Genomic DNA, 21083 nt, shown 5'->3' on the forward strand with positions numbered 1-21083 from the left:
ATCCGTAACAGCCGGTGGATCCGGCTGTCGAGGCATTTCGTGGAGTCTGGTCCGTCGGTGGCCGGCCTACGGACGCACTGATCAGCGGCGCGGTGGGCGGCTGCGCGGGTTAGAGACGGCAGGGCGCGTCGCCACTGTGAGTGCGTTCCGTTCGCTGGTGCGGTTGGCCGAGGTCTTGGTCTGGCGGGTGACGGCTTGCGGGCGACGGGGAGCTTCGCCCGGGTGGGCGGGGAGCTGGGCGAGGCGACGAAGGCGCCAGACCAGGACGTCGTTCACGTCCGCGGCGGTGTCGAGTTCACGCAGGTCGATGGCCTGTTGCAGGAGGGCCTCGGGGTCGTGGCCTGCCTGCTCGGCCTGGGCGAGGGTGGCGACCAGTGCGTCGGTCTTCGTCGGTGTGCCATCTGCGCGTACGCCCTGCTCCGACAGGGCCGCGCGGAGGGTGGCCTCGTGGGTCCGGCGTTGGGCTTCGGGGAGGGCACGGCCTTGGTCGTGCAGCACCCGCATCGGCGTGGTGGCGGCCTGGCGGTAGGCGGTGCGCAGGTGCTCGGCGGCTTGTCGGGAGGCGTGGGCCTGCTGGGCGTGACCGCGCGCGGAGTGCCAGCGGGCGGCGGCGAGGGTGACCAGGACCAGGGTGGAGACGAGCATGGCGGTGGTGCCGCCGTCCTCGCCCCGGCCGAGCGCGCCGCTGGCCTGGACGATGCGCCGGGCGGCCGAGCGGAGGGCCCGGGTGTCGGCGCGCTCTGCTCGGACGTGGCTGCGGGTCGCCCGCTCGAAGGCTCGGGCGGCGGCAGCCAGCTCCGTGCGGGTGGCGATCGGGGAGGTCTGGGCGACCGCGTCGAGGAGTTCTCCGACGCCGACGAGTTGGGCGGCGGCTTCATCGTCGTCGCCGTCGAGGAGGACGGCGGCACGCTCGGCGATCCCGGTGGCGCTCCGCCGCTCTCGGGCGGGCGGGGACCAGTCCGGCCGGCCGCTGGCGGGCGAAGGCGTTGCCCGCTCGGCGGTACCGTCGGCGAGCCGGAGGCGGATCTTCGGAAGGGACAGGTCGGGAGCGAGCTTGGAGCCGGGGTACCAGACCGGTTCGCCGTGGCGGTTGCGGTCGCCGGGCAGGGCCACGTTGTAGCCGAGCGCGTCACCGGACGGGGCGTGGCGGACCTTCACGCGCAGTCCCGCTTCGCGGAGCCGGGTGAAGAACTCCTTCTCGTCGTTCGCTCCCGCGACGGCCTGGCGGACGGCTTCGCGGAGGGTCTCGCGGGAGGTCTCGGGGCGGCCGGTGCGTTCGGCCTTGAACTTCTCGGCGCTGGTGGGGTTCTTCGCTGCGGTGCCGTCGCCGGCGTTGAGGCGGCGCAGGCCCATCTCCTCCTCGATGCGACGGCAGACGGCCTGGGCCTTGTTGAAGTCGTAGTTGAGGCGGGGATTGCGCAGGTCACCGCGGACCAGGGTGGCGACGATGTGGATGTGGTCTTCCGCGTGGCGTACGGCGATCCACCGGCAGCCGTCGGGATCACCGTCCGGGGCGATGCCCGTGGCGTGGACGATGCGCTGGGCAACGGTGTTCCACTCCTCGTCGGAGAGCCGCCGGTCGCCGGGGGCGGTCCGGACCGAGCAGTGCCACACGTGCTTGGCAGGCGCGCGGTCGCCGGCCTGCTTGACCCGGAGGTCGAGGGCTGCGGTGAGGCGGGCGAGGGTGACTTGCGGGTCGGTGTCGCGGCCGGGGTCGGGGGCGAAGCCGTCCCAGGAGCCGATGAGGTGTGCGTCGGTGTGCTCCTCGCGCCTGCCGGGGCCGTAGAGGTAGACGAGGAGTCCCTGGGTGCGGGAGCCGCGTCCGATGTCGGGAACCATCACAGCCGCCTGTTCACCAGGTCGTTCGCCGCGTCGTCGAGGCGGCCGAGCGACCGGGTCAAGACGCTCAGCGCGTGGTCGAGTTCGCCGGGGCGGGGCTGCCCGCCGGCGTTGTGGACGTAGGCGATCTGGTTGATGTTGTTGCCGATCCGGGCCAGGGCGGTGCGCAGGGCGGCGAGTTCGTCGATGGCCGCGTCGAGTTGTTCGTTGGTGTGCAGGGCGGTCGAACCGCGGGCGGCGGCGAGGCCGGCGGCGGCGAGGAATCGGGCGACGGTGACGCCGCGCTGCGCGGCGGCGGCGACGATCTCGGCTTGCTCGTCGTCGGAGAGACGGGTGGTCGTCTTGCGGGCACGCTCGCTCGGGTTACGGCTGCGGCGACGCGGCTTGCGGTCGGGGAAGGCGGGCATGCTCGGGCTCGGCTGCTCACGGTGGTCGTCGCGGGCGGCTTCTCCCCCGGCGACCGGCGCCCCCTGGTGCCGGTTGCCCGGTTGGTTCCCGAGCGCCCTCGCTCGGGAACCAACCGGGCTTCCCCCGCCCTCCTGGGCGGGGGCAAGTGCGTACGACGGGCCGTAGGACCGTCGTACGCGATAGCTTGCTCCGCCAGGTGCCGTCGTGGGGTCACGCTGCTGTCCGGCGGTGGTCACCGCCGGGTCGTCGGTGGTCACCGGCTCGCCTCGGGGTTCTGCTGCTGGATTTCGCGGACGAGTTCCTCGATCCAGTCCATGGCCAGGACCGGGTGGTGCAGGGTCCAGGGGCGATCGTGCTGCTCTCGTGGCACGATCCGGGTGGTGTCGGGACCGGACTGGGCGCGGTGGAGGTGGCCGCGCTGGTGAAGGACCGTCAGCCAGGAGTCGACTTCGGCGGGGGTGGCCGGGTGGGTGCGCATCGGGTGTTCTCCGCTTCTGCTCTGGAGGGGTGTGGGGCAGGTGTCCGGAGCGGGTGACCGGCTGGGGTGACCGACTCGGTCACCCGCTCCGTGGTGTCCGGTCAGTTCCGGGCGGAGGTGACCGGCTGTCCGTGCTGAGCGCGGAGCTGGGCCATCAGGGCGGTCAAGGTGTCGCTGGAGAGCGGGATCTGCTGACCGCGGATCGCCTGGGCGACCACCTTGCGGGTCAGCTTGTCCTCGGCCCTGACCGCTGACCGGGCGATCTTCAGCAGTTCCTCGGTGTCCGGGTCGGGCCGTCGGGTGGCGGGTGCCCGGGCCTCTCGGTCAGTGACCGGCGGCGGAGTGACCGGCGGGGTGGTGCCCGCCGCCGGGCTGTCCTGGTCTCCGGTGACCGGGTCGGTGTTGTCGGGGCGGTCAGTGACCGGCCGTGCCATGTCCGGCTGTCCGAGCAGGTCAGCGGCCTTGTGCGACTGTCCTCGGTCATTGGTGACCAGGTCGCTGTTGCCCACCGGGGCCCTGTCCCCGGTCAGTGACCGGGAGGCAGGAGCCTTCTTTTCCAGGGGCAGCGGCAGCCGGTCGGTGAGGGCGGTGACCGGCTGACCGGCCTTGACCTGACCGACCGTCGACCGGTGCTGACCGGCCCGGTCAGTCCGGGTGACCTCGACGACATCGCGCCGGTCACCTTGGCCGAGGTGACCGAGGTGACCGAGGTCCTCGCGGTCACTGCCCTTGACCGGCCCCCGGGCGATGAGGATGTAGAGGTGGACCGCTCCGGCCAGGGCGAGCGGGGCGATGGTGGACAGCACCGCGACCACCGTGTCCCCGAGCCGGAGGCCGGTGCCGGCGACCGCGTCCTCGTTGAGCCGTACCGCGTGGAGCGCGTTGGCCCAGATGCTGGCGGCGGTGGCCGTGCCGAAGAGCGTCCAGACGTAGAGCCGGGCGCGCAGCGGCGCGTCGCGGAGGACCAGCAGCGCCCGGACGCCGTAGGCGATGAACCCATCGATCACCAGGGGAAAGAGGTAGGTGAGGAAGCCTCGGATGTGGATGGCGACGGCCATCTGCTGCAGCGCGTCGTACGACAGCGCGCATCCCGCGCCACCGAGGGCGATGACGACCGCTCGGTCCCAGCCGGATATGTGCGCAGTCTTCGGCGCGGTCCTGGCGGTCACGCCGCTGTCCCGAAGTCGTCGCGGCCCAGGCGCTCGCTGCCGGCCTCGGACGAGGCGGTGGCCGTCTCAGATTGGTTCAGGTCTCGGTTGCGCAGGGCGCGGCGGAGTTCGCGGTATCGCTTCTGGGCGTGCTCCTCGGTGATCTTGAGGAGCCAGGCCAGGCGCTGCTCGGTCACCCCGTGGCGGTAGGCGGCGCGGATGACCGCGCGGCGCTCGGCCTTGGTGAGGTGGATGTCGCGACCGGCGATGGTGTCGTTGACGCGGCTGTAGTCGAGGCGGTGGGCGATCTTCTCGTGCAGAGGTCCGCGTTCCTCCTCGGTCAGTCCGCCTCGGATGCCGTCGGTGTCGCCGGCTTCCAGGGCGGCGTCCAGGCAGGTGCGGCGGACCGGGCACTGGCCGCACAGCGCCTTCGCTGCGGTGATCTTGTCGGTCTCATCGGGGTCCGGGAAGAAGATCTCGGGGTCCACCGGGGTGTACTGGGTGCTCTGGCAGACGGCCTGGTCCCGCCAGGTGTGGTCGCCGAGCGACCGGTGGCGGACAGGGCTGTGCGTCGTGCTGGTCATGCGGATGCTCCGATCGCTCTCCGTGCGCAAGGGCGTCGGCGGAGAGGTGCGCTGGGTCGGGGACGGGCTCGGGGCGGCGTGCAGAAGGCGCGGCCCGGCGTGGCGGCCTGGGGCGGGTCAGGCTGCGAGACGGTGGCGTCTGCGGTCGACCTGCTCGAACTCGACCCGGGTGGTCATCTGGGCGAGCCGGGAGGCGACGCGGTCGCCGAGGTGGGCACGGAGGTCCTTGATCGCCAGGTTGGTGGTGATCAGGGTCGGAAGCTCGTAGTTGTATCGGCGGTTGATCAGCCGGTACGTCACTTCCTCGACCCACTCGCTGGCCTTGGCCGCGCCGAGGTCGTCGATGATCAGCAGCGGGCAGCGGCTGACGGTGGCCAGCTCCCGTTCGCTGTCGGCTCCGGGCCGGGGTCGCAGGTCGGCGTACAGGTCGGCGGCGGTGGTCGCGCGCCAGCGCACGCCGACTCCGCTCTGCACCAGCTGCCGGACCGCGCCGTACGCCTGGTGCGTCTTGCCCGCGCCGACGACGCCGGCCATCAGCAGGCTGGGTCCGGTGGTGACCTGCCGCCTCGCTCCCTGGTTGGGGGCGGCGGCGGCTTCGGCGACCGTCCGGACCCAGGCCAGGACCTGGGGGTGGTCGGCGACGGCGGCCCGGTAGCGCGGGGGCATCCCGGCCGACAGGGCCTCCAGCGGGGAGGCGGTCTCGGGTTCCTCGGACGGTGCGGCGACGACGCCGGAGTCGATGTTGCGGGCGGCCAAGATCCGAGCCATCCGGTCCAGGGTGCCCTCGCCCAGGGTCTGCGGTTCGCGGTGACGGGTGCGCATCACAGCTCCTCGGCGTAGGCGGCGGCGTTGGAGGGGTTGGTCCACGCCTGATGGGCGGGCACGTTAGGCCGGATTCCCGGCCGGGCAAAACTGCCGGGGCGTGCGTTCATGGCCTCGTTGACCATGCTGGTCAGCACGCTCGGGTGCTTGGGGTTGGCCGCGAAATTCGCCAGCCCGGCCCTGATGTGCTCAGGCGCGATGCCCTCACCCAGGAGCTTCTTGGCGATCCGGCCGAGATGTCCGATCACGTCGCTGGGCGGACGCTCGTCGCATGAGGCGACGTACTCGCCGACGAGCTGGTTGGCCGAGACGCCGTCTGCGGGCGCCGTGCGCCCCGTAGGGACAAGAGATCCAGGATCCAAGATCCTGGATCCAGGCGCCGAGCCCTCTCCGATGCTTCGGGGAAGGTTCGGGGAGTCCTCGGGGAATGCCTCCTGACCTGCGCTCTTCGTTCCAGCCCGGCTAGGAACACCGCACGCATTGTCGGCGGCTTCCTGCCGGTCGACGGAGGCCCCACCCGCGCCTCCGGAAGGCGTGGAGGTGGTCTTGGCGGGCAGGTCGAGGGCTCGGGGAGCATTCGGCGAGATCTCGGCGAGTCCTCGGGGAGTAGCAGACGAACCCTCGGTCCGCTTGGTGCAGGAGCCCTTGCAGGGCGCACACCGGTCGGCAGCCTGGTGCTGCGGGCAGGAGGGCAGGCGCGACTGGCTCGGCTTGTCGATCTTCTGGTGGTCGGACCAGGTCACGATGTGGAGGTACCGACGGCCGTCGCAGCCGGTGTACCGGCAGATCAGGCCGGCGGCCGCGAGCTGGTGGAGGTCGTCTTCGACGTGGACCGAGGTGTGTTCGGCGCGGAGGGGCCAGAGGAGCCCGGCGATGATCGCGGCGTTGTCGCGATGGCGACCGTGGTCGTCGGCCTGGGTGAGCAGTCCGAAGAAGGTCCGCTCGGCCTCGACGCGCACTTCGGCGAGCGACTCGGAGAAGAATGCCTCCGGCTTGATGGTTCGTATCCGCGCCATGTCAGCGGCCCCGAACGGCGGCGGTCAGGCCGCTGCGCGTGAGGGTGGCGTCGGCAAGGTGGAAGGTGTGCGGTCGCGTCGAGTCCGCCCCCAGCCAGACCCTCAGGATCCAGCGGCCCGCGCCACTGACGGTGGCGCGGCCCACCTCCGTGGTCTTCCTGGTCTCGTCGTTGACGACAGCGCGCCGGTGGGGCCACGTCTGCTTCGGGTCGTTGAGGCTGACCCGGATGGTGGCCGCGCCCGCGATCATGTCCGCGAGCTGGGCGGCGAGGCGGCGCTGGCAGCCAGCGTCCGGGCAGGCCGGGGTTCCGATCGGCATGGCAAGCATGCGATACTCCGTCTTTCGTAGGAGCGCGGTGCGGCGGTTCTCGTGCAAAAGCCCCGCCGCCCGCGTGATGTATATGGGCACCTCTCGGGGTGCCGACCCGGCGCTTGGGAGTTGGTAGCTCCCGGGCGCCGGTTTTCGTCTTACGACCTAATCGGTTCGCGCCTTTCATCAGCTCGTTGCGTCCCTCCCCGGGTCGCCGCCCGGCGGGGGACGACGAACATATGTAGACACCTGCGGCAAGTCCATCCCTGGCTCCTTACAGCTCGCGCAGGGCTCGCGACGGCCGGTGTCGGGAAGGTGGTCCCATGACCGGCCGGCAACGACTGGACCGAATCCGACGGGCGTTGCGCGAGTAGTCATGACAACGCAACGTGCATAGAGGTCCCCCAGGGCTGGCACCATAGAGAGCCGGAGCCCGGCCAGCAGGTGCGATACGGAAACGTACGTCAGTTGCGGAAATGTATCAAGCCTGGGCTACAGTTGCCGTCGAGGCCGCCACCACCGGCCCAATCGCCACCCCGCAGGAGTCCATGTGCCACGTCAGTTCGACGGCAGCCGCGTGCGTGCTGTCCGGCGGGGCAAGGACCTCCACCAGAAGGAATTGGCCGAGATGGTGGGCGTCAGTGCCCCCACAGTCGCGCGATGGGAGAGCGGCCAGGACTTCCCCAAGGGTGAGAAGCTCCCCGCAATCGCAGCGGCGCTCGGTCAGTCGCTTGATGCCCTTTTCCCCCACGACGGTCCGCCGGACCTGCAGCTCCTGCGCTGCGACGCCGGCCTCAGCGTGGCGCAGGCCGCTGCGATCATCGGCGCGAGCCGCGTGCCGGTGAGCAACGCCGAATCCGGCCGGCGCCGACTCAGTGATGCTTACGTGCAGCCGCTCGCAGAGGCGTACGGGGTGACCGAAGAGGAGTTGCTGGCCGCCCAGGACTGCTCGTTCGGGCTTCGCCCCACGGCCTCGCATGACGAGCATGCGTCCGCACCCCGCACGGTGGGAGAGAAGATCAACTATCTCCTGCAGCACGGGTACGTTGGTCAGGAAGCGCCCTCCGATGGCGAAATCGCGCGGATCGTCAACGAGCATGCGGGCGTGGCGGCCGTCACCGCCGACGACATCGCCGCCCTTCGTGCGGGTGCCACGACGGGGGCTTCTGATGTGGTGCGTGCAGGCCTAGCCGAGGCGCTTCAGGTCGACGCGGCCCTCTTCCAGGACGACGCCGAGGTCGACCCTGCGGCCCGTGAATTCCTGGAGGCACTCCGCTTCCTCGGCTCGATTCACAGGGGGCAGATCCTCGGCCTGGCTGCCCGCGGCAACGGCGGGGGCCTGTCTGCCGAGATGATGGCCAAGATCAACGAGCTCGTCGGAGAACTGAAGCACAAGCTGCCAGGGGTGCAGGACAGGGAGTGACGACGTAGGCGAGCACCTCTCGGGCTCGCATTTCCGAGGCGTTTCCGCTCCGCCGGCTTGGCGTCTGATACGGACCGTCTACTGTGCGTGGACCAGGCCGGTGCGGGCTACTCCGCAGCCGTGCAATGGCCGACAGCAGCGAAGGGACTACGGCGATACCCCTTGCTGGGGTATCGCCGTAGTCCCTTCGCTGTGTTCCTGGCGCTCCAACGCCGAGGGCGGAGGCTTGCCCACCCTCCGCGTGTGGGAGAGCAGGGTCGGCGGCTCGGCTCCGACACCGAGGCCGGTCGGACCGCTGCGCGTCTGACCGAGCTACGACGCCGTGAGGTCCACGCCGAGTAGTTCGGAGAGAGTGGCCACCGTCTGCCGGGGGTCCTGGTTGTGCACGCCTGCGAGACCGAGCTGTTCTGCTGCCTGGACGTACCCTTCGGTGTCGTCGACGAAGACGCACTCCTCGGCCGGCAGATCCATGAGCTTGAGCGTGATCTCGAAGAGCTCGGGGTCAGGCTTGCGCAGCAGGTGCTGCTCGGAGATCACGACGACGTCGTACAGCCGCTCAAGCTCGTAGCCGTCGTACAGGTCCCAAGGGGCGATCCCCACGCTGTTGGACAGGATGCCCACCTTGATCCCGGCCCGCCTCGCTGCGGCAGCCGCATTGATCATCAGCGGCTCGGGGCGAAGTGCACCGAAGATACGGCCCATCAAGTTGTCAGCCGGCACGCCCAGCATCTTGCCGGCGAACTCGTTCCACTCGGTCTGGGAGACCGCTCCGCGCTCGAGGTCGCTGGTGATCCGGACACCCTCCTCGTCCTTGTACAGGGCCGTGAGGCAGGCACCCTGCGGGAGGCCCTCGCGCTGCTCGAACGCGAGCACTGCGGGCAGCAGCGGAGTGGTGAGAACGCCTCCGAAATCGAGGATGAGGCCCGTGCGGCGGTTGGACATGCGAGAACTCCAGATTGCTGAGATTTCGGACGCACATCCAAACCGGATAGCGTCACGGCCCGGCTACATGTGGCGACGGGAGTAGGGGTGCGTTCGCAGGCCGGGGTGCACTTACGAGGCGGAGCAAGACCTACCAGTCCGCCTGACCCACGGTACCAGCCCAGTTGATGCGGCGGACGGTGCCAAATCTCACTCACCGGCCCGCCATTCAAGATCGCTATGCAGCCTGGTTTCGCTCGTCGGGAAATGGAGCCTGAACCGAGAAATGAGACCGTGAACCTAATAGGAGGCTAGCGACCCGGTTCAGATTCCACCTCCATGGAGTGCAGGAGAAGCTCCCGAGCTTGATCCGTGGTTATGTGCGAGTAGGCCGTACTGACTCGCGCAAGCCACGCAGCTTCACTATCGGTGTCAACGAACGGTTTCTCTCTCAGAGGGGCAGTGGCGTACATGTTGGCTTGCGAGGTGTCAGCGGCCTGGAGTGCGGCCTTAATCCAGTACGCTTCCGCGGCCGGCTCAGGGTCGGGGTGCGATGCGGTGATGTCCTCGGCGGCGAACATCAAGTCTCGTGGAGCGTAATAGCGCAGCTTCTCGCAAACGTCAGCAATGTCCTGAGTCCATCGGTCCAGGCGAACATCGATGGGGACGCGTATGTGCCTGAGTTCAGCGAGGCGCCGCCCTGGCGGATACAGGCTCGTCCCGGGAAACGCATCCACCAGGTCGAACCAGAGCGGGTAAGTCCTGTACAGGGTGCGCCAAGTTCTCCACCGGGCCGCCGCAGCGCGGGTGGTGGGAATGCTCGCACCTACGGCAACGATCAGGAAGAGCAGGTTCATCCATATCACTGTGGCATCGACCAGGAGCCGGACCGTGAAGGGACTGAGAGGGAATGCGACCGCAGCCCAAAGGACGGCGATGCGCGCCAATGTGTGGGCCAGCCCCATCCACATTGAAATCCCCATCAAGCCCAGCCCGACACGCATGCTCGTGTCCTCGACCCGTCGCGCCGCCCTCGTCCACTGGTAGCCGCAGACTGCGGTCGTAATGAGCGGGAAGAAGTAGAACACGGTCATGTAGACCGCGACCCCCCATTGCCCAGCGTGGTCGATGAGGAAGTTCTGGCTCGGCTTGTCGCGGTCCACCACGGTGAAAAACAGGACCGTGAGCAGAATGACGCCTATCGCTCCCGCCCCGTAGGACGCGCGGGCGATCCAGCGGGAGACCGCTACGTGCCGGGGTACGACCGTCTCCGAGCTCTTCCCGTAGCTTGTGGCGACGTAGGTCAGGGCCGCGATGATCGCCGCGGTACTGGCAAAGTGCCTGAGTAGGGCGCTCAGGTCCACTACTGGGATGCGATCCACCGCATCCATTGCTGCCGGCGTGTAGAGCCAGAGAGCTACGGCGAATCCCGCATAACCGCCCCAGAGTGCCCGGCGGTGAGCGTCGGCGTACCGAACTGCGGGGAATCGCCATACGGCGATGAGGGTCATCACAGCCGCAGTAAGGTATTTGATGTAGTCGAACACGGAACCAGTCGGTATCTGCGCCGGCTGCGACGCTTGCCGGCCCGGCAGGTCAGTCGGCCGCAGCCTCAATTGCCAATAGGTGGACTGCACGATGTGGCGGAAGCCGTGAGGCCGGGAACTTTGCCTCAGCGGTCGCCAGTCGATCGCGGCTAGAGTCGGCGCCGCAGTGGAGCAGCAACTGGGTGTGCAAGTGAATGCTCCAGGAGGCTGACCATGTCATCCCCCGTGAACGATTGGCGGCGCGCCAGCCGCTTGATCAATGAAGCCGAAAGCTCGGCCTGCTTTTCCTCGGGGCTGCCAAAATCTACGCGCCCTTGAATCGGGGCCGACGGGAAACGCCGAAGGACTTCCTCACGAATGCGCTCAGGGACGTATCGCTCAATCTCTGCATCCGTCAGGGAGGTCCCGTGGTTCAGCCACTCGTGCGCGAGCTCATGGAGAATGATGTGCTCAGTCTGATTGCGACTTGAACGGCGGCGATAGAGAATGATCGTGGACTCCGGCGCTTTGATCCGGAGACCGCATGCCGTGCCCAGGCCCCCGTCGCTGCCATCCAGCGGCACTAGCCGAATCTGGCGCCCCAACACGCCCTCCATGTTCCGCACCAGCGCCTCGACGCTGAACGGAGCGGGGATCGGGAGATCGGCGAGCAGGCTCTCACATTCTTTCACGAGGGCGCGCCGTGAAGGGTCCCTACGCCAACGCATCGTCGCTCCATTGAAATGCCACTGAGGTGTTCACTGCCAGCCCGCGAGGCGCTAGTAGCCAGGAGCTTGTGCTTGAGGTGCGCGTGGTCAACCGGCACACACCGTCTACGCCCAATCGTACAAGGCGGAAAGTGCGATCCATGCAGGATGGGCTGTTGTGAACGTCACCCAAGCGCGACGGTCCCCCAATCCGGACCCCAAGATCAAAATTGGATGACTGCTCGGTAATTGAATTTTGAATGCCTCTGAGTCGAGGACAGGTAAGTCTGGGCACAGAGAGTTCACGTGACGGTCCGTCATACACCATCGTGCTCTGCCGCGTGGTTCCCTTCCTCGCTTTGGCCCGAAGTTTGTAGCGATCAGCGCGTTAACTCGGCGCCCAATTAGATAGGTCGCCAAGCACTCATTTCACTCCTGTCCCCGCCTGGCGCCTCCTACCTCGACAGCTGGAACCGGTAGCGCAGGCCCTCGCCGACCGAGCGGAAGAGGTGGGCCGACCGAGGGTGGAGTGGGTTAGGCAGGAGGTGGATCTTCCGCAGGTCGGCGTCGAGGACGTGGGAGACGTACAGCACGTGGTAGGTCTCACGCTTCTTCAGGGAGCGCGCCCTGGCGATCTCAGTGGGTGAGAGGACGAACTCCCCCTCGCCTCCGGCCGAGGACTTCACTTCGAAGAGCAGGCTCGACCGTCTCCTCTCGACCACGAGGTCGTAGCCAAGCGTGTCGTCGCCCAGGCCGTCGCCCAAGACCTTGTTGCGGTAGCCCGACACCCAGGCACTGTCGTCCACGGCGTCATACCGATTCATGAGCCAGGCGAGGGCGGCGACCTCCCCCGCGAGTCCGACCGCGAGAGCCTGTGTGTCGGAGAGCTTGCCCCGTCGGCCGGCGGAGAATCCGGGGCGTCCGGCACCGGGGGTCCGCTGTGTCTGTCGGCCCAGTCCGACGAGCGGGGCGTCGCCGGTGGAGCCGAGGAACTCGGGGGTGAGGCCGCCCCGTACGGCCTCCACGATCTCGTGGTAGTTGTCCTCCTCCGCCGACATCCTCCTCCGGTCCACCACGATGTGCCGCCGCTCCTCCTGTCGCAGCCGCCGTTCCCTTTTCTCCTGCCGTTCGGCGTCGTCCAGTTGACCGGTTGTCAGGCCCAGCTCCCCCGGGGTCAAGGCGAGCGGGACTGCGGCCGGCCAGTGGTCTCCGGCCCGGAGCCAGCGCAGCGTCGTGGCGTCGTCGAGCGGGAGGAAGTCGAGCAGCCCGGTGGCAGCCGCCTCGGCCGCGAGGCCCTCTGCGTCCCCCGGGAGGCCGGAGGCGGGTTCGTGGTGCGCGGCCTCCCACGCGTGGACCAGGGTCCGTGCCCGCTTCAGCCCATCCAGGAGGAGGGGCCGGTTGCTGAGCCGGAGTTCGTCCACCGGCGCCAGCCCCGCGTTCGTGCCGAGCGGCGGGGCTCCCAGTCCGGCGAGCCAGAGGTCGACGTGCGCCCGCATGAGGTCGGCCTCCAGATGGAGGTGCTCGTCCGCCCAGGCGGGATCCGGCACGAGTCCGGCCAGGTTTCGGTTCTCGGCGTACGAGGTCAGGGGGGCGCCGGTCCGGAACGCCTCCAGGAAGCCGGCCCGTAGTGCGTCCAGGATGCTCTGCCGCCGACCAGCGACGAAGTGGCGGAACTCCTGCTCGATGCCCTCCGCGTTGCGCAGCGGCCGGTAGGGCGGTCCGAGGGCGGAGATCGCGGCGTTGAGCTCGGGAAGCGACAGGGCCATGGCCCTGCGGGCGGCGTCCAGGTCCAGCCGGCGGGCCGCCTTCCGGAGCGCCCGGTGGTCCTCCGGCGACAGCCGGGCGGCGAGCCCGCGGTCCAGTTCCGTCTCCGAGGCGGGGGCGCCGTCGTCGGACAAGAGCGCTTGGGCCGCTTCGAGGTCCAAGGTCGCGAGCAGCGGCACCAGGACGTCCAGCAGGGCGTCCAGGGGCTGTCGCAGGGTCGCGGCGATCTCGCGTACCCGGCCCCGGTCCTCGCCCAGGACGTCGGCGATCGCGTCGGCGTCCGGGGTCTGGCCAGGTCCCCAGCCGACCGCGGCCAGGTCAAGGAGGGCCATGCGGAGAGTGTCGGCGAGTTCGGGGTGGTGGAGGAGTTCCATGATCCCTGCGGCGGACCGCTGCAGCAGGTCCTCCTCGCTCTGGCCAGCGTCCTCCAGCAGCAGTGTCGGAGACTCCGGGTGCGGGACGACCAGCCACCGTCTGCCGCCGTTACCGGGCCGCTCTGCGATGTCGTCCACGGCGGAGGTCAGTACGCCCGCGTGGACGATGCGGATGCGCTTGGCGATCCCGCAAGCGCGCCGCACGGCCTCCGTGGTGGGACGGCGGAAGCGGCTGGCGCGCAGGTCGATCACGGCCGCGACGAGGGTCAGGAGCCAGTCCTGCTCGGGCGTGATCAGGAGGTCGCCCGCGGTGCCGGCGTGGAACGCCCGCCCGTCCGCCTGGACTTCGACCCGAGCCTGGGAGATCCTCCGGACGCGGGAGCCGAAACGCCGCTCGAGCAGCGCCGCCACCGCGTCCCCGTGCGCGTTGCGCATGCGGAGCAGGCAGGCGCCGCGCTGTTCGAGGAGCTGGACGAGCTGGCGTGCGTCGGCGTCCTCCACGTACAGGTGGTCCACGGCCGTCGGGGAGTCCGTGTCGTCGGCGAGCGCGACCGGTTCGAGTCGGCCGCCCCGGCTGACGACCACCGTCGCCCCTGAGCCCTGGGGGTAGGGGTCCTGGCCCGCCTGGGCGCACTCCGCCCAGGCGTCCTCGTACGCCCTGCGGAAGGCGGCCATCATCGTCTCGGGGACGGCACCGTCGCGGAACAGCTCCGTCAGCTCGCGGACGCGACGCGCGGCGGTGGCCGGGGAGTCCCACCGCTCCAGCCCCCAGCCGCTCGTACGGCGCACCGCCCGGTCGTTCGCCTGGAACGCCCGACGCAGCGGAGAGGGCACCAGGGGAACGAACGAGGGGGCGGCCTCGTCTCCGTGCGTCCAGGCGGCCGCGGGCCGGACGAAGCGCCAGTCGGCTCGCTCGCGCGGGGACGCGACGGGCATCCACTCGGCCTCGGTGAGGAAGGCGGTCACCGGCGTGGGCAGGGTGAAGGAGTCCCACCGGTCGTTGTAGCGCCGCACGGTGACGTGGAGGGCCTCGGTGGGCCACTCGGCGCAACCGGCGGCCACGAGCCGGGCGTACACCCGCTTCGCGCCGTCGGGCAGATGGTGGTGGTCGTCCTGACCGGGCAGCCTGTACAGAGGTGTCCCGCCGACGTACTCGGTGTTCGGCCGCAGGTCCGTGGGGAGGTCCCTCTCCACATGGCGCTTCCAGACCTTCGCGGTGGCCGGTGTCAGTGACGTCGTCGGAGGCCTGCCGTCCGCGAAGTGCCGGCCGTCCGCCCTCAGGGTGGAGCGGAGCACCGGTTCCGGGCAGAGCCCGTCGCCGACCCCCAGACGCCCGAGGAAGTCCCGCCAGTCGTCCCTGCTGCCACCGCGGAAGACGGCGTGCTCCGGGGGCACGGTCAAGCGGCCCCGGAGCTCCGCGATCTCCTCCGAGACATCCTGCGCGCGGTCGATCAGCTCTGTGAGCAGCTTCGCCCGCTCTCCGCCCCAGTCGGCGCAGAACAGTGCCTTCGAGGCGGGAATCCACACACCCTCGGCGCCGGGGACGAGCAGCCCCATGTCCTGGATGTCGCGCCACGGCGCGGCCTCGCTCCTGGAGAGCCGGAAGGCCCACGTGAGGACCTCCGCCGCGAGCTCCGGGGTGGGCCTGTCCCGCAGCGAGCGAGCGACCAGTGCCAGCAGTTCGTCGGCGCGGTACTCGTTGACCAGGCCGCCGTCCTCCAGCATCCGGCGGCCCGGCTGCTTGCTCGTGACGCTGCCGAGGCGGTTCTTCCACGGGATGTTCCGCGACACGAAGAAGACCCGGTGGCGCAGCGACCGCGGCAAGCCGGGGCCCCGGCCCGTGCGTGCGGAGCCCGGCTGGTCCTCGCCGTCCGCCCTGGGCGAGAAGAAGGCCGTGGCGCGCCGGGGCGTCCTGCCGTCGGCCGTGTTGCACTTGCGGAGCTTTCCCTCATCGTCCACGAGGATGCGGCGGCCCTGGAGGGAGCGGGGCCGCTCGACGCAGCCGGCGAGCTCGTCGTAGAAGCGTGCCCAGTCTTCCGCCTGGAAGGGTGCACCGGCGAGGCGGCGGGCGAGGCTCTCGGCCCAGGTCGCCACGAGTTCGTCCGACGGCCGCAACGAGCGGCCGACGAGCGTGACCACGGCCTTCTCCAGCCGGGCCGCACGGTGCCCGGTGACGGACGGGTGCACGAGTACGGCGTCCGCCTCCCTGGTCAGCCGGTCGGTAGTGAAGAGGGTCCGGTCCTTGTCATCCCACAGGCGGGTCTCTGCGAGGGAGGCCCACGACCGCCGGGAGCCGGGAGCCAAGGGGACGACCGGGGCCGTGCCGACCTCGTGTCCGAGCCGCTCGAAGGCCCGGGTCAGCCGGTCGGACATGGACGCGTCCCAGCTCAGCAGATCGGCGCAGAGGGTCGGTGGGAGCTCGACGGTCCCGGCGGAGCAGGCGAGGAGCGTCTCGGCACCGAGGACGGCCAGCTCGTCCAGGAGGAAGTCGTTGAGCGGGACCGTCTTCTCGAGGTCGACGCGGGCGAGCTTGGCGAAGAAGGGCGCGTTCACATGGGCCGGCAGGGGGGCAACGGCCTGCTCGCCCATCGGCAGGTGGGTGTAGAGGCGTCCTTCGGCCGGTCCGTCCCCAAGGGGAATCGCGAGGGTGACCCGGGCGTCTCCCTGCCAGTCGCGCCATCCCTCACTGATGTGGTCGCCGAGCACACTGCGCTCGATCGCGTCGCCGAACTCGTCCGCCGCCACCTGCCGGTCGAGGAGGACAAACGCATCTCCGTCGCCGACGGTCACCGTGCTGACCGTGAGCCGGTCGAGGACGGCGTCCACCCGCTCGGTCCGGACCAGGGTGCGCCGGGCGACCTCGCCGTCCTGCCTCTCCTCGATGGTGAGCGACCCGATGCGGCGCAGGAAGAGCAGCACCGGCGGGCCGGCGGACAGCGCGGTCAGCTGCTCGGCCGCCTCGGCCCGGGCCTCCTCGCTCTTGAGCGGCAGGCGCAGCACGGTCACGTATCCGTCGGCCGCGAAGCAGTTCACGGCGTCGGGGACGCCGTCGAGGGGCACGGGCAGACAGAGGTGGAAGACGTCGGCGGCCACCTCCGCCGCGAGGGTCGCGTCGCCGCCCAGGAAGTCCTTGAGCGAGGTCTCGTCGGCGAAGGTGAAGCGATAGCCGTCGAAGACCTGGCTTCCCTCCTCGGCGACCGAGTAGACCTGGGGTGCTCCGGTCAGCTGGAGAACGCTCTTGAAGCCGATCCCCTTGTTGCCGATGCCCTCCTCCGGTCGCTTGTCCGACTGTGCAATGTCGGTCATCGCGTCGAAGTTGCTGCGGCTGACGGGCCGCCCGGTGTTCGCCACGTACACCGCGCCGTGCGGGCCCTCGTCGTGGTCGAGCGTGATCAGGACCCTGCCCCCGGGGTCGTCGGCGTCATGCGCGTCGTGGGCGTTCTGAAGGAGCTCCACCAGGGCGCGGTGCTCGTAGTCGCGGACGGCCTGTTCGATGAGGTTCTTGAGGCTCCGGAACAGGTTCCAGCGATCCTTGGACTCCTGGTACGAAGCAATGCGGTCGCGCGTCTTCGCGCGTACTTCGGCGCTGCGGTCCGGCATAGTCGTGTCCCCCTTTAGACGCGTTCGAGCGCACTGAACAGTACGGCGGTTGCGACCGCGGGGGCCACATGAAGGGGTACGAAGCCAGGGCGCCTGCCAGATGTCCTCGGTACGGGCTGCGGCGCGGCCCGCGGGCAGCACTGTGCTGCCATCCGTCTGGTCACTGGGAGTATGTGTGGGTGAGTGCTGATGTGTTGGGACGCTGGGTGCCAGCTCGTCCCGAGGACGTGGCCACGGTCTTCACCGAGGCGGACTTCCCGTGGTGGATTGCCGGTGGTTACGCGATCGAACTCGCGGTCGGACACGAGTTGCGGCCACACGGCGATCTCGACCTCCTGATTCTCCGGCGTGACCAGGTCCGCGCACGGGGCCTCCTGGCCAGCTGGGACCTTTACGTGGCGGACCCGCCCGGCCAGGGAAGGCTGAGAACGTGGCTTCCTGGAGAGGTTCTTCCGCAGCCACTGCACGACATCTGGTGCCGCCGCACGCCCGAGGCCCCCTGGTCCATCCAGCTCATGCTGGACGAGGCGGAGGGCACCCAATGGGTCTCGCGGCGTGACCCGGCAATCCGGCTCCCGATCGACCAGCTCGGGCGCACGAGCAAGACGGGCATCCCGTATCTCGCGCCCGAGGTCCAACTCTTCTACAAGGCCAAGGCGACCCGGAACAAGGACGAGGCCGACTTCGAAGCTGTACTGCCGCTGCTCGACGCTCCGGCGCGCGCCTGGTTGGCGGACGCGATCAACGTGATCGTGCCCGACCACCCCTGGCTTCGGCGGCTTCTACCTGTCAGCCGAACTTGAACAGAGGAACGTCGCAGAGGTCAGGTTCCGGTACCGAGTCACCGCGGGCAACACGCCCTCCGCAACAGGACTTGGCGCTGAGGAGGTGGCAAGTCCTGGTCACACACGTCGTGCTGGCGAAGATGAGGCACAGTCGCCCTCCTCGCACGTGTACTGGGCCGTAGCCCTTCGGACACTCCGTCAGGAGGCGTTCAGCAACTCACCAGTCTCCTCAGCACACCCCCACGACAGCGTGACGCCGGCGCCTCCGTGCCCGTAGTTATGTACGACCAGCCTGCCGTCCTCCTGTCGATCGGCCTCCACGCGGACCGTGGCCCGCGTTGGCCGAGCGCCGATCCGGTGCTCCAGAACACGTGCCTCGGCAAGACGAGGCTCGACCTTGGCGCAGCGGGCCAGGATGTCGGCCGCCGCACCGTCGTCGGAGGCGAGGTCGCCCTCACCGTCGACGGCGGTGCCTCCCAGGACGACGGTGTCACCGTGCGGATAGAAGCACAGCAGGTCCGGCGAGAGACCTGTGTCCTCGGAGAAGAACTCGGTCAGACCCGGGTTGGTGACGACGACGTGCTGACCGCGGATGGGCCGAAGGTCCGGGTCTGGAACCAGGTCCTTGGCACCCAGTCCGGCGCAATTGACGATCACGGGGGCCATATCGGCGTCCGCGAGCGAGGTCAGGCGTCGCCGCTCAAACGTTCCTCCAACGGCATCAAGCCGACGCAGGAGGTAGTCGAGGTAGGTGGGCATGTCGATCAGCGGCACGGTGAACCGGTACCCGGCGGTGAACCCGGCCGGAAGCTCGGTCTGCTTGCACGGCCGGAAGCCTGGCAGAGTGATAGCCCAGTCCGGTGGCGCCTCGGCCGTGCGGGACGCCTCAATGCCGCTGGTCAGCCTGACACCCGTCGACGGGTCCTCCGCCAGCTCGCGGAAGATCTCCAGGGACCGCTGCCCCCACTGGTCGACCTTGTCCTTCGGTTCGACCAGGTACGGCCCCCACATCGCCCCCGCCGCCAGCGACGTGACGCCGGGCACCTGCTCGGCGATCACGTGCACCGAAGCACCAGCCTCGGCGAGAAGGACGGCGGTGGTGAGCCCTGCCACCCCAGCCCCGACAACGACAACGCGCTCCCCTGCGGTCATGATCCCGACCCTAACGGCCAGGTGGCGTCGACGGGGCGTGTTCGGCGAGGGCGTGTTCCAGGACCGGCAGGAAGCTGCGCACGTGGGAATTACGCTGTCGGCGCCGCAGGTCTGCGGCGAGCTGGTGGAGCAGGGCCGCACTGCGAGGCGAGCGCACGGCATCGAGGCGGTCGGCGGCGATCTGACCGATCTCGCACGCGGCCTCCAGGTCCCCGTGGGCGCTGTGCCCCAGGGCCAGCCAGGCCCCTTCGAACATGGCCCTGCGCTGACTGGGGTCGCCACGCGGGACGTCGTACGCTCCGGAACGGAGCATCTCCGCCCCTTGGGCGAGGGACCGCCGTCCTCTCGTTCCACCGTCCGCCTTCAGCTGCGCTCGTCCCATCTGAATGAGGCCGTACCCCGCCTGGCAGTCCAGGTGGTTGTCGGTGAGGAAGTACATCCAGCGAGGCTCCTCCTGGCTACCGTCCCGGCCGGCGATCAGCTCGCGGGCGGCCCCGCGGGTATGGGCGAAGTCGTTGTCCCGGCCGGCGGCGGCGTACGCGTAGGCGAGCCGCGACAGGACGGATGCCCGGACGACTGGCGGGGCGGCGTCGCTGGCTCGGCGGGCGGCCTCGCCGAGGGCAATGGCATCCGCGGGGTGGCCCCGGCTGGCCGCCTGGAAGGAGAGGTCGCCGAGGATGTGGGCGCACAGGGGCAGGTCGTTCACCTGGTGTGCTGCCCGCAACGCGGTGGCGAAGTAACGCTGCGCCAGGCCGTGATCGGCGGCGTCGAAGGCCATCCAGCCGGCCAGCTGGCCGATCTCCGCGAGCGCGTGGATGAGGCGGCTCGCAACGGCGGGAGGGTGACCGCCTTCTCGGATCAGCAGCCCGACCGCACGGAACTGGGCACCCACATAAGGGAGGTGACGTGCCCCTCCGTGCTCGTCGTCAAGCGCGGAAAGCATGGGAAGGTGCTGTTCGACCTGGTCCACGAGCGGATCGCCACCCACGGATGGCGTGATCCGAGGTGTGTATTGGCCGCGCCCCGCGGTGCCGTCGAGGTACTGGGCGACGATCGCCAGGAGTCCCGCGCCCGAGATCGCGAGGAACCGGCGTCGGTCTACGAGCCCTCCCATCACCCAGTCCTCCACGATCGCCTCCATACCCTGCACGGTCCAGGGCCGTGCGAGATCCGTGTCCGCAGGGACGAGCGCCGAGGAGTCGCCCACGCGGCCCTGCCAGAGTTCGCCCACCGAGACAGGTCTACCCAGTTCCTGGGAGAGCACGTAGGCGGCCATCATCGGTAACGGCGAGCGCGGCAGCGAGCCTGCATCCCGCCAGTGGTACGGCGCCGACTCGGCCACCGTCCCCGCTCCGAACACCCTGTTCAGCTTGCGAGCAAGCGCCTTGGGGCTCCATCCGAGTTCATCCAGGCACCCCGCCAGTACGACATTGGGTTGCCCCGCCTGCGATACCACGTACGACCACCTCTTGCCCCAGTGGTTCATCCATCACTTGTCGCGCTCCCTCATGGTGACGCCCTCGGACAGCTGATTCACCTCCCTCTCAAGGAAGTTGACCGAGTTGACCCGTTGATCGGGTCCTGCGCGACCCCCCTCCTCCGGTGTTCTTGGATCCCGGCGGAAGGCGCCGCCCTCGGTGCCGACGGAAAGAGGTGGGACTTGAGACACCGCACGAGCACCTCCCCAGGCCGTCTCGGCATCGTGCTGGACCACGACACCGAGCGTCCGCTCCGAGTCCCGGCGTCCGGGCACACCGACGGCGCCGACGCGACCACGCTGATCACGGATCTGCCGTACGGGCCGAAGGCGGCCGAAGTCGCGCGGGAGGCTGTGGCGGTCGCCCTCCACGACGCCCAGGCGGACCTGCTTGATGACGCCCGCCTGATCACGTCGGAGCTCGCGACGAACGCGTTCGCCTCGGGCAGGCCGCCTCTGGTCCTGTGCGTCGACCGCAGGAGTCAGACCGCCGGTGACCTGGAGGTCGAGATCACGGTCACCGACGGCGGCTGTTCTGACCCCGCGCCCTGCTCTCCTCCAGCTCCTGAGGAGGAGGCCGAATCGGGACGAGGGCTGGTCATCGTCGAGGCATTGGCCGATGCCTGGTCGCTGACGACCGGTACCCACGGCACCCGTGCCTGGTGCCGACTCAGGCGCGGGTCCCACCACTCGCCCGACGGCACCCATTGATGTCCACGCCCACGACACCCCTTCTTCGAAGGAGGCAC

The 21083-nt window shown here is 69.6% G+C and carries 17 protein-coding genes; 3 read left to right on the plus strand and 14 right to left on the minus strand.

The window, feature by feature from the left end:
* Window positions 1-81: 81 nt before the first annotated feature.
* From ACH4MY_RS28570 to ACH4MY_RS28605, 8 genes are all read right to left on the minus strand, one after another.
* Window positions 82-1839: a relaxase/mobilization nuclease domain-containing protein gene (locus tag ACH4MY_RS28570; RefSeq protein WP_398006611.1), complete on the minus strand. Its 1758-nt coding sequence runs from the start codon at window positions 1837-1839 to the stop codon at window positions 82-84.
* A complete protein-coding gene (locus ACH4MY_RS28575) occupies window positions 1839-2246 on the minus strand; it encodes a MobC family plasmid mobilization relaxosome protein (protein ID WP_261992666.1) in 408 nt (135 codons plus the stop codon). The genes ACH4MY_RS28570 and ACH4MY_RS28575 overlap by 1 nt, the downstream gene beginning before the upstream one ends.
* A 254-nt stretch (window positions 2247-2500) precedes the next feature.
* On the minus strand, window positions 2501-2725 hold the full coding sequence (locus tag ACH4MY_RS28580) for a hypothetical protein (RefSeq protein WP_398006612.1): 225 nt from the start codon (window positions 2723-2725) through the stop codon (window positions 2501-2503).
* 101 nt (window positions 2726-2826) lie between these two features.
* Window positions 2827-3894 (minus strand): DUF2637 domain-containing protein, encoded by a 1068-nt coding sequence (locus ACH4MY_RS28585; RefSeq protein WP_398006613.1) that lies wholly within the window; start codon window positions 3892-3894, stop codon window positions 2827-2829.
* Window positions 3891-4457, minus strand: a complete 567-nt coding sequence (locus ACH4MY_RS28590; RefSeq protein WP_398006614.1) for a WhiB family transcriptional regulator — start codon at window positions 4455-4457, stop codon at window positions 3891-3893. Before ACH4MY_RS28590 ends, ACH4MY_RS28585 begins: the two co-directional genes overlap by 4 nt.
* 117 nt (window positions 4458-4574) lie before the next feature.
* Window positions 4575-5279 (minus strand): ATP-binding protein, encoded by a 705-nt coding sequence (locus ACH4MY_RS28595; RefSeq protein ID WP_148001739.1) that lies wholly within the window; start codon window positions 5277-5279, stop codon window positions 4575-4577.
* Window positions 5279-6295, minus strand: coding sequence for a hypothetical protein (locus ACH4MY_RS28600; RefSeq protein ID WP_398006615.1), 1017 nt, complete (start codon window positions 6293-6295; stop codon window positions 5279-5281). Before ACH4MY_RS28600 ends, ACH4MY_RS28595 begins: the two co-directional genes overlap by 1 nt.
* Window position 6296: 1 nt before the next feature.
* Window positions 6297-6614: a transcriptional regulator gene (locus ACH4MY_RS28605; protein ID WP_398006616.1), complete on the minus strand. Its 318-nt coding sequence runs from the start codon at window positions 6612-6614 to the stop codon at window positions 6297-6299.
* A gap of 541 nt (window positions 6615-7155) precedes the next feature.
* On the opposite strand from ACH4MY_RS28605, the gene ACH4MY_RS28610 reads away from it, so the two are divergent.
* Window positions 7156-8028, plus strand: coding sequence for a helix-turn-helix transcriptional regulator (locus ACH4MY_RS28610; RefSeq protein WP_148001742.1), 873 nt, complete (start codon window positions 7156-7158; stop codon window positions 8026-8028).
* A gap of 312 nt (window positions 8029-8340) precedes the next feature.
* Here the strand turns inward: ACH4MY_RS28610 and ACH4MY_RS28615 are convergent, their stop codons facing one another.
* The 4 genes from ACH4MY_RS28615 to ACH4MY_RS28630 form a co-directional block, all read right to left on the minus strand.
* Window positions 8341-8970, minus strand: a complete 630-nt coding sequence (locus ACH4MY_RS28615) for an HAD-IA family hydrolase (RefSeq protein WP_398006617.1) — start codon at window positions 8968-8970, stop codon at window positions 8341-8343.
* Window positions 8971-9260: 290 nt separating this feature from the next.
* Window positions 9261-10496: an MAB_1171c family putative transporter gene (locus tag ACH4MY_RS28620; RefSeq protein WP_398006618.1), complete on the minus strand. Its 1236-nt coding sequence runs from the start codon at window positions 10494-10496 to the stop codon at window positions 9261-9263.
* A gap of 149 nt (window positions 10497-10645) precedes the next feature.
* Window positions 10646-11167, minus strand: a complete 522-nt coding sequence (locus tag ACH4MY_RS28625; protein WP_398006619.1) for a hypothetical protein — start codon at window positions 11165-11167, stop codon at window positions 10646-10648.
* Window positions 11168-11637: 470 nt separating this feature from the next.
* Window positions 11638-16920, minus strand: coding sequence for a sacsin N-terminal ATP-binding-like domain-containing protein (locus ACH4MY_RS28630; protein ID WP_398006620.1), 5283 nt, complete (start codon window positions 16918-16920; stop codon window positions 11638-11640).
* A gap of 179 nt (window positions 16921-17099) precedes the next feature.
* Between ACH4MY_RS28630 and ACH4MY_RS28635 the strand changes: the two genes are divergently transcribed.
* Entirely contained in the window at window positions 17100-17723 is a 624-nt protein-coding gene (locus ACH4MY_RS28635; RefSeq protein ID WP_148005028.1) for a nucleotidyltransferase domain-containing protein, read from the plus strand.
* A 180-nt stretch (window positions 17724-17903) separates the two neighbouring features.
* Here ACH4MY_RS28635 and ACH4MY_RS28640 read toward each other — a convergent pair whose 3' ends face one another.
* Together ACH4MY_RS28640 and ACH4MY_RS28645 are read right to left on the minus strand one after the other, a co-directional pair.
* A complete protein-coding gene (locus ACH4MY_RS28640; protein WP_148005027.1) occupies window positions 17904-18857 on the minus strand; it encodes an FAD-dependent oxidoreductase in 954 nt (317 codons plus the stop codon).
* Between the two features lie 10 nt (window positions 18858-18867).
* Window positions 18868-20343, minus strand: coding sequence for a carph-isopro domain-containing protein (locus ACH4MY_RS28645; protein WP_398006621.1), 1476 nt, complete (start codon window positions 20341-20343; stop codon window positions 18868-18870).
* A gap of 174 nt (window positions 20344-20517) precedes the next feature.
* Here ACH4MY_RS28645 and ACH4MY_RS28650 point away from each other — a divergent pair, with 174 nt between their 5' ends.
* Window positions 20518-21045 carry an ATP-binding protein gene (locus tag ACH4MY_RS28650; RefSeq protein ID WP_398006622.1) on the plus strand — a complete coding sequence of 176 codons (528 nt, stop codon included), beginning with the start codon at window positions 20518-20520 and terminating at the stop codon, window positions 21043-21045.
* The last annotated feature ends 38 nt before the right edge of the window (window positions 21046-21083 follow it).

Origin of the sequence: Streptomyces sp. NPDC017246, assembly GCF_044331325.1 — a bacterium.
Lineage (GTDB): Bacteria > Actinomycetota > Actinomycetes > Streptomycetales > Streptomycetaceae > Streptomyces.